The following is a 12,920-nucleotide window of genomic DNA, read 5'->3' as shown; positions in this document are numbered from 1 at the left end:
GGGTTGGCCGGAGTCTTGGCGGCCTTGGCGGGGCCTTCTTGGCCGGCGCCTTTTTCGCCGGAGCTTTTTTCGCGGCGGTCTTCTTCGCGGGCGCCTTCTTGGCCGGGACCTTCTTGGCCGGAGTCTTGGCGGCCTTGGCGGGGGGCTGCTTGGCCGGCGGCGGCACCGCGCCGTCGGGTCCGGTATCGGGGGAATCTTGAGGGTCTGCCATGCGGCCGCTCCTTTACAGCTTTTTCTCGGCCATTCCTAGCGCCACCAGAAATTACTTCGAACCCATCATGCCAGGAGCGGGCATGGCGCCTTTTCGACCCAACCGGTCAGAGCTTGCGCCGCCTGAACCACCACAGGCCGATGGCGACAACCAGCACGACGACACCGACCGCCGGCCATACGGGCCCGCTGTCGGTGGGCTCCCCGCCCGCAGCGCGGGGACCGGGCGTCCCGGTGCCCGCGACACTCAGCCGAAATGACCACGACCCCGACACGACGTGGCCGTCGGCGGAGGTCACACGGTAGTTCACCGTGTAGGTGCCGACCGGTCCGAGTGGCCGCAGCTCCACCTGCGCGACCGCGCCCTGCACGGTGGTGTCGCCGCGGGACCAGATGTTGCCGTCCGGTCCGACCACCGTCATCGCGGCGAAGGTGGTCTCCAACTGTTCATTGAAGGTCGCGCTCACGCGTGCGGGACCCGTCGTCAGGACCGCGTTGTCGGCGGGGTCGGTGAAAAGCCGGACGGCATGGGCCGACGCGGCCGGCGCCAGCAGGGCCCCGACCGCCAGCATGCCCGCGAGCAGCAGGCCCGCCCTGGTGACGAGTCGTCTCATGTGCGGCGGCGCAACAGCACGAGCACCATGCCGATGGCCGCGACCGCCAGGGCGGCCCCACCCAATACCCGCGCCACGGCATCGCCCGAGGTGGCCGTGCCGGCGTGCGCGGCGGGCAGGTTGGCATGGTGGTGATGGGCGGTGGGCCCGGCGCCCAGGGTCAGCATCGGCGCGGGATGCTCGGGCTCGCCGCCGCCGGGTAGCGGTGGCTGATCCCACTTCACCACCGTGCCGTCGGCATAGGTCTGGGTGGCCGGGAAACTGACGGTGTCGGCATCGGGGAGCTTCACCGAAACCCGGAACAGCGCGAACTGGTCGACCCCGATGCCGCCGTTGGGGGCGGCCGTCCAAGTCACCGAGCGCACGGTGCCGGCCGACACGTCGCGGTCGAGCTTGGCCGTCCAGCCCGGCATCGCCTCGGTGCGCGCGGACGCGACGTCGGGGAGTGCGACGGTCAGTGCCGTGGTGGCGGCACCCTTATCCGATTCGTTGGGCACCTCAAACGTCACCAGCGCCATGGCCCCCCGGGTCGCAGTGTCGGTGCTGGCGTGCACATGCGCCCACGCCGGCGGGGTAAAGCCCACCGCACCGATATAAAGGGCGGCCGCCGCAGCCACGACGATCGTGGCCCGCGACAGCCGTGCAGCGTGAAATGACATGTGTGGACGCAACTTTCAGCTCAAGCCGAGGCGAGCCATCAGGTCGGCCTCGATGCCGTCGAGTTGAGTCGAGATCGCCGAGTGGGCGGCCCGGCGGCGCGCCGCGGGCATGTGCTCGGCCGCGGTGACGGCCGCGGACAGGTCGGCCAGACGCTCGGAGATGGCCGCGACGAACTGCTTGGTCTCGGCATCTTTCGGCTTGCGTTCCTGCACGGTCCGCAACGACTTCTCGGCCCCGGCAATGCGGGCCGACAACTGCGCGCCGTGCCCGGAGAACTGGCCGATCTGAGCCAACGGAACGCCCAATTGGTCGGCGCGGCGCTGGTCGATCACCCCGCGGGCGGCGACGGCCGCCCGGTAGATCACCGGCGTCAGGATTGGGGCCAGCAGCCGCGCCACCGTCAATACGCGGCGAATCCGGGTTGGCGACAACAGCTTGCCTTCCCGGGCCGCCTTGAGCTCTGCCTCGGCGACCTTCAACGCCGCCCGGTCGCTGTCGCGCTGCGATTTGATCTGCGCCTTGAGGGCCTTCTCGGCCGCGCGCTGTTCGTCCTTGAACCGCCGGGCCTGATTTTTGGCACTCAGCTTGGCTTCCAGCTTGGCCCGGGCCCGGATTGCGCGGGCTTCGGCACGACGCGTCGCCCGACTCTTTCGCTTGCGAAACAGGCCCATGGCCGGCCGCCTCCCGGTATCTCGTGGCTATCGCCGCAGCGTGCGCGCGATCCGAGAACCAACCCTAATCGGAACGGGGCGGTGGCCACCCAACAGGGCGGCGCGACGTCGTCAGCTAGGCGTCGAGGTGTTCGGCACGGCGCAGCTCGTCGACGCGCTCGACGATGTCCTGCTGGGCCTGTGCCGACAAGCCGACCGCGCGCAGCGCGATCTGGCGCACGCCGTCCTCACGCAGGCTGGCCATCCACGACAACTCTTTGTCGAGCTTCTCGTAGTACTCGTCGTCGGTGAAGTAGGCCGGCTTGATCCGGAAGAAGTTGGCCAGGGCCGCCATGGTGGCCGACGACGGGTTCGTGCGATTGCCGGAGCGTAGCTGCGACAAATAGGGAGCCGACATCGTGATGCCCTCCGCCTTGAGTGCCGCAATCACCTCCGCCGAAGTGTGCGGCCCGCGTCCGGGTGGATACACCGTGTCGAACAAGCGGTTCAGGCGGGCGGCGAATGTCGTGCTCATCGATATGACCTCCACTGGGCTGTAGAAGTTAACTGTTTACCTATGTGTATTTGCTGATCATGGTAGCGAGTCTTGGTGTCCTCAACCAGGTGCAAACCGGACGGGCTTCGCTGCACCACGCACGGACGCTCGCTATTTCCCCACACGAAGAGCCTCCAACTAAATCACGGCAGTGTCCACAACGGCAGCGAAACTCACAGGTTATCCGCAGAAAACGCCGCGCCAGACCGGGCGGTGGCCCGCACGGGCCACGAGTGGCGGACGGGATCGCCAGATGGTATCGGGCGACGTTCTCGCAACCATTCGACAACGCGTGTTCCCAAAACAAAAGATTTGCTGCAAACCAGGGGGAATTTGCGGTATAGGGCCCGGGGCGTGCGTGGTGGGTCACGGGGTTCCTCGGGTGGCCGCGGTGTGGCTCGGGTGGCGCGGCGCGGTGTCGTCACCGCACCAGCTACAAGGTGTCCGTCGACCTGTCGCCCATCGAGCCTCGCAACCGGCGCCGTCGCAGCGTTTGCGCGGTCGTCACCAGGGCGCGGCGACCGGACCGCCGCGGTGATCGCGACGGCCGTCGAGCGCCAGCCCTGCGCGTTGTCGAAACCCGACGAACGATGCGAACAGCACGTCCCCGGCCCGCGCAGCAGGAAGACGGCCGTGCAACATCATGCAGCGCGAACGTCGCGTCGCGGCGGCCCGCGCGGCGGGTCTGCAGCCAATCGCGCCCGAGCCACCGCGGACCGCATCCGCGGCGATGGCGAGCCAGAAATAGCGCAACGCCGCACCGGAACCGCAACGCGTGGGTCACGGCGACGACTCCCAGGCTGCGCCGCGGCAAGATCCGACGATTTTCGACGCGTTGTTGACAATCGGCGTCGTCATTGCGCACCGTCGACAGTCGCACCACCGATCGTCGAGATCGGCTCGGCGGCCGGACTTTTGACGGTATGTCGACGCGACGGGGGCCGGACGAAGATGTTCGAATTTCCCTACGCCGCAAGCAGCATGGCCAGAATTGCGGTGTCGGGATGGCTGATGGGATCGACCCCAACGCGGCTCACCATGGAGGTGATGGTGCCGTCGGCTTCCGCCTCGACCCATGCCGCGCGGTGCTCCAGTCCCAGATAGGGCAGGCCTGGCAACAGGACACAGCCCGACGCGGCGCCGTTGCACTCCGGCAACGACGGCGTCGTCTCGGACGGCGGATGCAGCATCAGCAGCGCGGGCGGCTGATGATCGGCGAAATAGCCTGGCTGGATTGCGGATTCACCAAACACGGTGCCCTCGGCCAACACCAGGCCGACGGTGTCGGGCTCGGGCTCGTCGGGTAATTCCTCGCGGGCGCCGAACACGGTTGTGGTGGAGAGCAATCCGGGTAAAGAGGCCACCCGGACCGCGACCATCAGCAGCTGTGCCCATTCTTTAGTCGAGTCGGGCCAGCGGCCGGAGATCACGAACCCCTTCAGGGCACCACGAGCATGGAAAGGGGAAACCCCGATGGGCCGGTCAGAACCAGTCTCCATGTCGACCTCCGCGCGACGCCTCCGTCCGATTAACCACGCTGGTAACTGAATAATTAAGCATGCCTGCGGGTTCGGTGCCGTGCAACCCGACACGGCTTGTTGGCGAACATGTTCTCGGAATGCCCAATCCGGGGCCGAACAAACGGCGGGGGCGCCGCCCAGCCGCGCGACGCCCCCGCCGTTCAAGGTGGACTCAGCCGAAAATCAGACCCTTGGTCTTCGACGTGGCGGCCTCGTAGCGCGACTGCACGTCCGCCCAGTTGACGACGTTCCAGAACGCCTTGACGTAGTCGGCCTTGACGTTCTTGTACTGCAGGTAGAAGGCGTGCTCCCACATGTCGACCTGCAGCAGCGGGATGATGCCCAGCGGGACGTTGGCCTGCTGGTCGTACAGCTGGAAGGTCAACAGCCGATCGCCGAGCGTGTCGTAGCCGAGCACCGCCCAGCCCGAGCCCTGCAAGCCGTTGGCGGCGGCGCTGAATTGCGCGCGGAACTTGTCGAACGAGCCAAAGGCGTCGTCGATGGCGGCGGCGAGTTCGCCGGTCGGCTTGTCGCCACCGTTCGGGGACAAGTTCTTCCACCAGATGGAGTGGTTGACATGGCCGCCGAGGTGGAACGCCAGGTTCTTCTCGTTCAAGAAGATCGCGGCGTGGTCGTCGTTGGCCCGTGCCTCTTCGAGCTTGGCGAGAGCGTCATTGACACCCTTGACGTACGTCGCGTGGTGCTTGGTGTGGTGGATCTCGTTGATCTGCCCGGAGATATGCGGTTCCAGTGCTGCGTAGTCCCAGTCCAGGTCGGGCAGGGTGTATTCAGCCACGGCATTCCTTTCCTCGATGATCGTCTTGACGCGCCTTCGCGCGGAGTCCGCCGCGCGGCAGGCTCAGCGTAATCAACCCTGCTCCAAGACCGCGCGCCCCGCAAGGACGGCCCCTGGGGCCGAACCGGCGGATACCCGCTCGGTGGGATTTCAAGACCGAAGGGTCAAGACAAGACGATGAGTGCGAGGACCGCGAGGAGCGCCAGCGCGATCAAGCCGGCGCGCAGGGCGGCAACGCTGTAGCTGTGATTCCAAGCAGGCGATCCGGAATACGAGTTCGACGGGGCCGGGGCGCCGGGACCGAACGAATGCGTCGCCATCAATCGCCTTTCGTGAGCCAGTCACCCGCACCAGTGAGGTGAGTCACAACACTTTTGGTGATGGCGATCATAACTCGATGTGATGGCGTTTAAAAATGAGCCCGGCAGCAAATCCGCTGAGCTGCGGATTCGCGGCGCCACCAGACTGCGGCGCGACGTTCCATCCGGGACCGATGCGTACTCAGCCACTTGCGAACCGCGGGTTCGCCGCGTTCGCTCAGCCACTCATCGGCCTGTCGATGACGCACAAAAAACCCGCACCTGTTATCCACAAATGAGAGAAGGGTTAACCGCAAGTTGCTGATCGATTGCCTCCGTACCCCGGGCCGCGGTGTGGATAAACCTGTGGAAACTGTGGATAGCGACAAAGTAGCTGTAACGTGCGTAACACCTGCGGTGGGCGGTGTCGGTGTCGGTGACGCTGCTCCTCAGCCGCGCGCCGCATCGTCGCAGCGGGTGTGGGACGACGCTGCTCCTCAGCCGCGCGTGTGGCCGCGCGCCGCATCGTCGCAGCGTTAGGCTGGCCCCGTGATCCAGGTGTGCTCCCAGTGCGGCACTCGGTGGAACGTGCGCGAGCGTCGTCGCGACTGGTGCCCCCGCTGCCGCGGCGCGCTGCTGGCACCCCTGCCGGACGGGCCGGCCGCCGATCCGCGGTGGAGCACACTCGCCAGACCCGCACCACCCGCGCGACCGGCGGCCCCGCCGCGGCTGCCGCCCGGATTCCGGTGGGTCGCTGTCCGCCCCGGCGCCCCGCCGCCCACGCGGCGAGGACGACGGCCGCTCGGACCGACGCCCCGCTACACCGCGATCCCACGTTGGGGGTTGGCCGACCGGGTCGAGCAGGCCCACACCCCGGGCGCCGCGCCGCCGCGGGAAGGCCCGTCGGCCGCGACGGTGCGCCTTTGGCTGTTCATCAGCGTGCTGGTGCTTGGCGGGGCTGCGCTGGTGTACGTGCTGCGCTACATCCTGCTGGTCATCAATCGCAAGACCCTGCTGAATTCCATCGTCGCCACCGTCGCCGACTACCTGGGATATCTGGCCAGCGTCGCGGCGGCCGGGGTGTGGATCGTGTCCGGTGTGCTGTTGGTTCAGTGGCTGATCGCGCGACGCGCCGCCGTGTTCTCCCACTACGGCATGCCGGACCAGCGTTCCACCCGTGCGTTGTGGGCGGGCTGCCTGGTGCCGCTCGCCAACCTGCTATGGGCTCCGGTCTACGTCATCGAGCTGGCCGCCCTCGAGGAGCATTACCACCGGTTGCGACGACCGATCTTTGAGTGGTGGAGCGCCTGGATCGGCAGTTACGCCGTGTCGGTCTGGGCCATGGTCACCAGCTTCGCTTCCGATCCCCAAGGCATCGCCAATAACACCGTGCTGATGGTCTTCGGTTATCTGCTCGCCGCGGCGACGCTGGCCGCCGCCGCCCGCATCTTCGAGGGGTTCGAGCGCAAGCCCGTGGCGCGGCCCGCGCACCGCTGGGTGGTGGTCGCACCCGATCGGCCCGATGGTTCCGGCGGGCCGGCCTCGAGTGTCCCGGTTGAGATGAAGGGGCAGGAACCGGCAGCATAGGGGTATGACGTGGGCCGACGAGGTGCTCGCCGCGCACCCGTTTGTCGTCGCTCACCGGGGCGCATCGGCCGCCCGCCCCGAGCACACGCTGGCCGCATACGATCTCGCTCTCAAAGAGGGCGCCGACGGCGTCGAATGCGATGTGCGGCTGACCCGCGACGGTCATCTGGTATGCGTGCACGACCGGCGACTCGACCGGACGTCCACCGGAGCCGGGTTAGTCAGCACCATGACACTCGCCCAGCTACGCGAACTGGAATACGGTGCCTGGCACGACAGTTGGCGGCCCGACGGCGCCCACGGTGACACCAGCCTGCTGACGCTAGACGCGCTGATTTCGCTGGTTCTCGACTGGAACCGACCGGTGAAGATTTTCATCGAGACCAAGCATCCGGTCCGATACGGCTCGTTGGTGGAAAGCAAGGTGCTGGCGCTGCTGCACCGATTCGGGATTGCCTCGCCGGCGTCCGCCGACCGGTCGCGGGCGGTGGTGATGTCGTTCTCCGCGGCCGCGGCATGGCGGATCCGGCGCGCAGCACCCTTGCTGCCCACGGTGCTCCTCGGCCGAAACGCGCGCTACCTGACAAGCAGCGCGGCCAGCGCCGTCGGCGCGACCGCCGTCGGGCCGTCGGTGAGCGCGCTGAAGGACTACCCGCAGCTGGCCGACCGCGCCGCCGCACAAGGCCGCGCCGTCTACTGCTGGACGGTCGACGGTTATGACGACATCGATTTCTGCCGCGACGTCGGGGTGGCGTGGATCGCCACTAACCACCCCGGTCGCACCAAGACGTGGCTGGACAACGCCCGGACCCCGGGGCGGGGCTAGTTCGAAACGAGGTATCCACCGGCGGCCGGAGGCGCACCGGCACTGACGGCGGGGGCTGGCACCTCACGCGCCACGAAGTTCTCCAGCTCGAACTCGTTGGCGGCGGCCCGCTCGGCGACCCGAACCAGGGTCCTCATCAGGCCGACCTCTTCAATCTGCTCCTTGAGGAACCACTGCATGAACTGCTCACCGAGGAAATCGCCTTCGTCGCGGGCCACGGCGGCCAGCCGGCTGACCTGCTCGGTGACGGCTCGTTCCTGGTCGAGCGCCAGCACCAATGCGTCGCGCGGGTTGCCGAACTGACTGCGCACCGCGCCGCTGCCGGGAATGTCGACGTCCACGTCGCGGTCGAGCAGATGCTGCACCAGCATCATCGCGTGGTTGCGCTCCTCGACCGCCTGGCTATAGAAGTGCTTCGCCAATTGCGGTAGCTCGGCGCCGGAAAAGTAAACGGCAATGGCGATGTATTGCTGGGAAGCCGTGAATTCGTTGAAAATCTGTTCCTGCACCAATGCGTGGAATTTCGTCCGGGGGTTCTCGGTTTCGGTCACGGCTGCAGGCTAATCAGCATAAATCGGTGTCGCAACGAAGGTGTGGCTTACGAAGGCCAGGCTTTCCTGACGCTGAGACCATTCGACAGATGAATTTGCTGGAGCGATTTCTTGGCCGTGCCGTCGGCTTGTCAGCGGCTACGATTGCCCATCGAGGACGGGGCCGGGCACCGGGGCGTCGGAGCCCAACGCGTCGAACAGCTGACCGGCCAACTCGTGGTCCCACACCACAACCGAGCCCGAGCCGTTGCTGGTGAAGTCGGCGATCGGAACGGTCAGCGTGGTGGTCGACGCGTGCAGGCTCCAGCCCAGCCGAGCCAGATCCCACACGTGATCGCCTTGGTCGACGGTCAAGGCGTCGGCCGCGGCATGGGGCACGGCGTACCAGCGCCATGGGTTGAGCCAGACCGACGGGCCGGCGGCACGTTGCAGCAACGCCGAGATGAATAGCCGCTGGTTGACCATGCGGTCCAGATCCGCGCGCGGGGTGTCGCGGGTCCGGACATACCCCAGTGCCGCACGTCCGTCGAGTTGCTGGCAGCCGGCGGGCAGGTCGATACCGGCCAGCGGATCCTTCATCGGCGTGGTCGGGCACATGGTGACGCCACCGAGGGCGTCGACCAACGCCGCGAACCCGCTGAAACCGATCTCGGCGTAGTGATCCAGCCGAAGTCCGGTGGCCTGCTCGACGGTCTGGGCCAGCAGTGCCGCCCCGCCGGCCGCGAAGGCCGAGTTGATCTTGTCTTTGCCCTGCCCCGGGATCGAGACGAACGAGTCGCGCGGAATCGACACCACCGTCGCCGCGGTGCTCGATCCGATCGCGGGAAGGTGGATCAGCAGCATCGAATCGGTTCGACTGCTGCCGATATCGCCGCCGGTCGCCAGGTCCTGTTGCTGTGCGGCGGTCAGGCCGTCGCGACTGTCCGACCCGACCAGCAGCCAGTTGGTGCCGCGCCCGGCTGCAGGGCGATCGGCATAGTCGGTCAGCACGGGCTTGCGATGCAACGTGTCGTCCAGCCAGATGCCGCCGCCCACGACGCCGATGCCGGCCAGCAGCACGGCGATCACCAGGGCTGACGCGATGCGCCGGCCCCAGCGTCGCTTTCGGCGGCTGCGGACCGCGCGCGGTGGCGGGGCGTCGGCTGGTGGCTGTCTCGGAGGTCTTGGCGGTGCGGGCCTCGGCGGTGGCGACACCGGTCTCGGGGGTGGGGCGGAGCTCGGTGCAGGACGGGGCGGCGCGACGCGCGGCAGCGGCGCCGTGTGGTCGGACGCCGATGGCGGCACGGGACGGCGTGGAATCACCGGCGGCGGCTCGGGATCCCGCCGGGGCGGTGTCGATCCCGGGCGTTGCCCACGATCGGGTGGTCGGTCGCCGTTCACCTGGTTAACGTACGCGGGCCGGCCCGTCGGCGGGTGCGTGCAATGCGCGCAGCGCGGGACTGTTACTGCCGGGCGCGCAGGCCGTTGATGAAGGGGCAGCCCATCAGCACCCGGATGGCCTGGCGCAGCCCGGTCATGTCATCGACCGGTTTATGGAAGGGCAGCCGGATGTCGTGGTCACCGTCGCGTCCTTCGACGCGGAAGCGCACGCCGTATCGGTCCAGGCCCAGCGGGCGGACCTGCCCCCGCCGCAGCGGTGCCGGCAACCGGGACACCAGCCGCGCCACCACGTCGCCGTGAGCGCTGTCCAGGTGCCACAGCAGCGTCGACTCGATTTCGCAGAACGGGTCGGGCCGTGCCGCGAGCAGGTCGTCGACGCTGACCGGCTCGGCGCCGGTGGCATCGGTGACCACGACGGAGGCGATCTCGAGCCGCAGCAGGGTGTAGCGCTCCTCGTCCGGGCCGGCTGCCGGACGTTTGGGTGTGTCGACTTGGAGCAGGGCCGCTTGAGGGCACTCGCTGGCGATGACGTCGAGGGTGCCCGTGATTTGGGCCGACGGCACCGGGCGCAAGCGGCCGCGCACCCACACCAGTGAACGCACCGGCTCGCGTAGCGGCAGGGGCGCGTAGTCGGTCAGCTCGAGCAGGGCCTGCGATTCGATCCGCCCGCCGCTGACGTGATCGGCGGGAAGCGCGACGGCAAATGTGCCGTCCTGCAGCAGGTGGTGCACCGGCGTGGGTACCGGGTCCTCGCGCTCGATGGCCAGCAGGGCGCCGCCGGCCCGGGCACAGGCACTGCGGATGCGTTCGGCGGTCGTCGGCGCGGCGCTGGTCAGCGAAGACATCGTGCTCCTCACATTAGGTAAGCCTAAGTTAACTTACGACCTGAGGCGAAGCAAGGCCCGATTTACATCGACCCCACTAGGGTTGTGGGCGTGGTCGCCATTACTTACCTCGGGCCCGAGGGGACCTTTACGGAGGCGGCGCTACTGCAGATGATCGACGCCGGACTGATTCCCGACCAACATCTCGGCCCGGTCCAGCGGCTGCCGGTGGACAGCACGCCGGCAGCGTTGGAGGCGGTCCGCAACCGCGAAACCGACTACGCGTGCGTGCCGATCGAGAACTCGATCGACGGATCGGTGACGCCGACGCTGGACAGCCTCGCGATCGGCTCGCCTCTGCAAATCTTCGCCGAGACGACGTTGGACGTGGCGTTCAGCATCGTCGTCCAGCCCGGCCGCGGCGCCCGCGAGGTGCGTACCGTCGCGGCCTTTCCCGTGGCGGCGGCCCAGGTGCGGCACTGGCTGGCCGCAAATCTTGCCGACGTCGAGCTTCGGCCGGCGTACTCGAACGCCGACGCGGCTCGCCGGGTCGCCGAGGGGGAAGCCGACGCCGGGGTGACCTCGCCGCTGGCCGCCGCGCATTGGAAGCTGGCCGCGCTGGCCGAAGGCGTGGTCGACGAGAGCAACGCCCGCACCCGCTTCGTGCTGGTGGGCTTGCCGGCGCCGCCGCCCGTGCGCACCGGGGCCGACCGCACCTCGGTGGTGTTGCGCATCGAGAACGCCCCGGGCGCACTGCTCGCCGCGCTCGGCGAGTTCGGCATCCGCGACATCGACCTGACCCGCATCGAATCTCGGCCCACCCGAACAGAACTCGGTACCTATCTGTTCTTCGCCGACTGCGCCGGTCATATCGACGACGACGCCGTCGCCGAGGCACTCAAAGCGCTGCGCCGTCGTTGCATCGAGGTGAGGTATTTGGGTTCCTGGCCGACCGGCCCGGCCACCGGGATAGGGCCGCCGCCACCCGACGAGGCCGCGTGCTGGCTAGCCCGGCTGCGAGAGGGCAAACCGGACGACGACGCGGGGGCGGGGGGAGCCGACCGATGAGCGGACGTCTGGTGTTGCTTCGGCACGGCCAGTCCTATGGCAACGTCGAGCGCCGGCTGGACACCCGGCCGCCCGGCGCGGACCTGACGCCGACGGGGCGCGATCAGGCACGGGCTTTCGCCCGTGAATCTAAAAGGCCGGGGCTGCTTGCACATTCGGTGGCCAACCGCGCGTCGCAGACCGCCGCGGTGATCGGCCAGCAGGTGGAGGTGGCGCCGCAGGAATTCGCCGGTATCCACGAGGTCCAGGTAGGCAAGCTGGAGAACCGCAACGACGACGAGGCCGTCGCAGAGTTCAACGCCATCTACGAGCGCTGGCAGCACGGCGAACTCGACGTGCCGTTGCCCGGCGGCGAGACCGGCAACGACGTGCTGGACCGCTATGTCCCGGTCCTCACCGACCTGCGGCTGCGCTACCTCGACGACCAGGACTGGCGCGGCGACATCGTCGTGGTGAGCCATGGTGCGGCGATCCGGCTGGTGTCGGCGGTGCTGGCCGGTGTGGAGGCGACGTTCGCGCTCGACAATCACCTCGGCAACGCCGAATCGGTGGTGTTAGCTCCGATCACCGACGGACGGTGGAGTTGCGTGCGGTGGGGAACGCTCACGCCGCCGTTTTACCCCGAGCCCGAGGCCACCCCGATCATCGACGCGGTGCGCTCCAGCAGCGACCCGATGGGGTGATCAGACGGCCAGCGCGATCAACTCCGTGCACGTGCAGCCGACGGCGTCGCAGTCGATGACGAAGGTGTGCGCCAGCAACTCCGGACTGACGCAATCCGGTTCGGTGCATTCCGAACGACGCAGCGCGTGGCGAATGATGGTGCCGTGGCAGTGTTCTAGGCCTGCCAGGCAGTCGCGGCAGTCAGCACTCATACGACGTTCCTAACACCGGGCGCCGACAAATCCGAGCTGCCGCGCCCGGCCGGCCGGCGTTTTCTCCGGCGCGCCTCGCCCAGGTGTCAGCCCCAGCCCAGCTCTTCCAGCCGGGCGTCGTCGATCCCGAAATGGTGCGCGATCTCGTGGATCACGGTGACCGCCACCTCGTCGACCACGCCGGCCTCGTCGTCGCAGATGTCCAGCAGCGCTTCGCGATAAATCGTGATGGCGTCGGGCAGCGAGCCGCCGTAATCGGAGTCGCGCTCGGTCAAAGCCACACCCTCGTACAGACCGAGCAGGTCGGGCTCGTCGGGGTGGCGATCCTCGACGAGGACGACGACGTTGTTCATTGCGGCCGCCAGCTGCGGCGGAATCAGGTCGAGCGCGTCGGCGACCAGCTCATCGAACCGCTGCGGATCCATCCGCACGGGCACCGGCTAGCCTCCGGGTGCCGGCTCGGGGGGCGGCGGCGCACCCGGTGGGGGAGCGTCCGGCATGGGC

General features: G+C 68.1%; 16 protein-coding genes and 1 pseudogene. 4 read left to right on the top strand and 13 right to left on the bottom strand.

What is annotated here, in order from left to right; all coding sequences use genetic code 11:
* The 8 genes and pseudogenes from AWC25_RS24610 to AWC25_RS27070 form a co-directional block, all read right to left on the bottom strand.
* Window positions 1-211, bottom strand: a pseudogene (locus AWC25_RS24610) (Rv3852 family protein); the annotation flags it as partial.
* A gap of 106 nt (window positions 212-317) precedes the next feature.
* The gene (locus AWC25_RS24605) at window positions 318-824 is read right to left on the bottom strand and encodes a copper resistance CopC family protein (RefSeq protein ID WP_069401492.1); all 507 of its coding nucleotides are present in this window, start codon (window positions 822-824) and stop codon (window positions 318-320) included.
* On the bottom strand, window positions 821-1,483 hold the full coding sequence (locus AWC25_RS24600; RefSeq protein WP_069401493.1) for a YcnI family copper-binding membrane protein: 663 nt from the start codon (window positions 1,481-1,483) through the stop codon (window positions 821-823). Before AWC25_RS24600 ends, AWC25_RS24605 begins: the two co-directional genes overlap by 4 nt.
* A 15-nt stretch (window positions 1,484-1,498) precedes the next feature.
* Window positions 1,499-2,155: a DUF6474 family protein gene (locus tag AWC25_RS24595; RefSeq protein WP_069401494.1), complete on the bottom strand. Its 657-nt coding sequence runs from the start codon at window positions 2,153-2,155 to the stop codon at window positions 1,499-1,501.
* A gap of 115 nt (window positions 2,156-2,270) precedes the next feature.
* Window positions 2,271-2,669: a secretion protein EspR gene (locus tag AWC25_RS24590; protein ID WP_044509046.1), complete on the bottom strand. Its 399-nt coding sequence runs from the start codon at window positions 2,667-2,669 to the stop codon at window positions 2,271-2,273.
* Between the two features lie 986 nt (window positions 2,670-3,655).
* Window positions 3,656-4,189, bottom strand: a complete 534-nt coding sequence (locus AWC25_RS24580; RefSeq protein ID WP_044509045.1) for a hypothetical protein — start codon at window positions 4,187-4,189, stop codon at window positions 3,656-3,658.
* 193 nt (window positions 4,190-4,382) lie between these two features.
* Complete coding sequence (locus tag AWC25_RS24575; RefSeq protein ID WP_069401496.1) at window positions 4,383-5,006, bottom strand: superoxide dismutase; 624 nt, start codon at window positions 5,004-5,006, stop codon at window positions 4,383-4,385.
* 164 nt (window positions 5,007-5,170) lie between these two features.
* Window positions 5,171-5,326, bottom strand: coding sequence for a hypothetical protein (locus tag AWC25_RS27070; protein WP_169717166.1), 156 nt, complete (start codon window positions 5,324-5,326; stop codon window positions 5,171-5,173).
* A gap of 528 nt (window positions 5,327-5,854) precedes the next feature.
* Here AWC25_RS27070 and AWC25_RS24570 point away from each other — a divergent pair.
* Both AWC25_RS24570 and AWC25_RS24565 read left to right on the top strand, forming a co-directional pair.
* On the top strand, window positions 5,855-6,892 hold the full coding sequence (locus AWC25_RS24570) for a DUF4328 domain-containing protein (RefSeq protein WP_084229442.1): 1,038 nt from the start codon (window positions 5,855-5,857) through the stop codon (window positions 6,890-6,892).
* A gap of 4 nt (window positions 6,893-6,896) precedes the next feature.
* Window positions 6,897-7,718, top strand: a complete 822-nt coding sequence (locus AWC25_RS24565) for a glycerophosphodiester phosphodiesterase (protein WP_069401498.1) — start codon at window positions 6,897-6,899, stop codon at window positions 7,716-7,718.
* Here the strand turns inward: AWC25_RS24565 and AWC25_RS24560 are convergent.
* The 3 genes from AWC25_RS24560 to AWC25_RS24550 all read right to left on the bottom strand — a co-directional run bounded on the left by AWC25_RS24560 (window position 7,715) and on the right by AWC25_RS24550 (window position 10,494).
* Window positions 7,715-8,269, bottom strand: coding sequence for a ferritin (locus AWC25_RS24560; RefSeq protein ID WP_069401499.1), 555 nt, complete (start codon window positions 8,267-8,269; stop codon window positions 7,715-7,717). The two genes, AWC25_RS24565 and AWC25_RS24560, sit on opposite strands and share 4 nt — an antisense overlap.
* A gap of 138 nt (window positions 8,270-8,407) precedes the next feature.
* Entirely contained in the window at window positions 8,408-9,649 is a 1,242-nt protein-coding gene (locus AWC25_RS24555; RefSeq protein ID WP_084229443.1) for an LCP family protein, read from the bottom strand.
* A gap of 62 nt (window positions 9,650-9,711) precedes the next feature.
* Entirely contained in the window at window positions 9,712-10,494 is a 783-nt protein-coding gene (locus tag AWC25_RS24550) for a DUF2470 domain-containing protein (RefSeq protein ID WP_069401500.1), read from the bottom strand.
* 90 nt (window positions 10,495-10,584) lie between these two features.
* On the opposite strand from AWC25_RS24550, the gene pheA reads away from it, so the two are divergent.
* Both pheA and AWC25_RS24540 read left to right on the top strand, forming a co-directional pair.
* Window positions 10,585-11,541 carry a prephenate dehydratase gene (gene pheA, locus AWC25_RS24545; protein ID WP_142279041.1) on the top strand — a complete coding sequence of 319 codons (957 nt, stop codon included), beginning with the start codon at window positions 10,585-10,587 and terminating at the stop codon, window positions 11,539-11,541.
* Window positions 11,538-12,224 (top strand): histidine phosphatase family protein, encoded by a 687-nt coding sequence (locus AWC25_RS24540; RefSeq protein WP_069401502.1) that lies wholly within the window; start codon window positions 11,538-11,540, stop codon window positions 12,222-12,224. Before pheA ends, AWC25_RS24540 begins: the two co-directional genes overlap by 4 nt.
* On the opposite strand, the gene AWC25_RS24535 is transcribed toward AWC25_RS24540, so the two are convergent.
* Window positions 12,225-12,416, bottom strand: coding sequence for a hypothetical protein (locus AWC25_RS24535; protein WP_069401503.1), 192 nt, complete (start codon window positions 12,414-12,416; stop codon window positions 12,225-12,227).
* Between the two features lie 86 nt (window positions 12,417-12,502).
* Window positions 12,503-12,853 (bottom strand): metallopeptidase family protein, encoded by a 351-nt coding sequence (locus AWC25_RS24530; RefSeq protein ID WP_069401504.1) that lies wholly within the window; start codon window positions 12,851-12,853, stop codon window positions 12,503-12,505.
* Window positions 12,854-12,920 lie beyond the last annotated feature (67 nt).

Source organism: Mycobacterium sherrisii, from assembly GCF_002102355.1.
Taxonomy (GTDB): domain Bacteria; phylum Actinomycetota; class Actinomycetes; order Mycobacteriales; family Mycobacteriaceae; genus Mycobacterium; species Mycobacterium sherrisii.
Note: the sequence above shows the minus strand (reverse complement) of the source record. Positions and strands in the feature narration are given on the sequence as shown.

Excerpts from the sequence above, each read along its gene's own strand:
- AWC25_RS24600 (WP_069401493.1), bottom strand. The coding sequence starts at position 1,483 with ATGTCATTTCACGCTGCACGGCTGTCGCGGGCCACGATCGTCGTGGCT.
- AWC25_RS24535 (WP_069401503.1), bottom strand. The coding sequence starts at position 12,416 with ATGAGTGCTGACTGCCGCGACTGCCTGGCAGGCCTAGAACACTGCCAC.
- AWC25_RS24550 (WP_069401500.1), bottom strand. The coding sequence starts at position 10,494 with ATGTCTTCGCTGACCAGCGCCGCGCCGACGACCGCCGAACGCATCCGC.
- AWC25_RS24605 (WP_069401492.1), bottom strand. The coding sequence starts at position 824 with ATGAGACGACTCGTCACCAGGGCGGGCCTGCTGCTCGCGGGCATGCTG.
- AWC25_RS24595 (WP_069401494.1), bottom strand. The coding sequence starts at position 2,155 with ATGGGCCTGTTTCGCAAGCGAAAGAGTCGGGCGACGCGTCGTGCCGAA.
- AWC25_RS27070 (WP_169717166.1), bottom strand. The coding sequence starts at position 5,326 with ATGGCGACGCATTCGTTCGGTCCCGGCGCCCCGGCCCCGTCGAACTCG.
- AWC25_RS24565 (WP_069401498.1), top strand. The coding sequence starts at position 6,897 with ATGACGTGGGCCGACGAGGTGCTCGCCGCGCACCCGTTTGTCGTCGCT.
- AWC25_RS24590 (WP_044509046.1), bottom strand. The coding sequence starts at position 2,669 with ATGAGCACGACATTCGCCGCCCGCCTGAACCGCTTGTTCGACACGGTG.
- AWC25_RS24580 (WP_044509045.1), bottom strand. The coding sequence starts at position 4,189 with ATGGAGACTGGTTCTGACCGGCCCATCGGGGTTTCCCCTTTCCATGCT.
- AWC25_RS24540 (WP_069401502.1), top strand. The coding sequence starts at position 11,538 with ATGAGCGGACGTCTGGTGTTGCTTCGGCACGGCCAGTCCTATGGCAAC.